This is a genomic window from Flavobacterium flabelliforme, from assembly GCF_017948675.1.
Classification (GTDB): domain Bacteria; phylum Bacteroidota; class Bacteroidia; order Flavobacteriales; family Flavobacteriaceae; genus Flavobacterium; species Flavobacterium pygoscelis.
This window is the reverse complement of sequence record NZ_JAGFBU010000040.1, coordinates 1-270: the sequence shown is the minus strand read 5'-3', so window position 1 is coordinate 270 and position 270 is coordinate 1. Positions and strand designations below refer to the sequence as shown.

The window sequence follows — 270 nt, the reverse complement described above, 5'->3', positions numbered from 1 at the left end:
TTGTAGCTACATGAAAACCCATTATTTGTTTAGAATAAGCATCTGTTACGAGTGCTAAATAGGCATTTTTTCCATTAAGACGCAAGTAAGTAATGTCGCTTACCCAGAGTTCTTCTGGTTGATTAGGCACTTTATTTTGTACTAAATTTTTCCATTTTGTAAATAGATGATTAGAGTTTGTAGTTCGTGTAAAATTGCGTTGTTTGGGTACCAATAGGGCATGAGCTCTTAGAAAATCAAAGAAATTATCACGTCCGATTTTGATGTTTT

General features: G+C 33.3%; 1 pseudogene. It reads right to left on the bottom strand.

Going from position 1 to position 270, the window contains the following annotated elements:
- Positions 1 to 270, bottom strand: a pseudogene (locus J3S90_RS16245) (hypothetical protein); the annotation flags it as partial.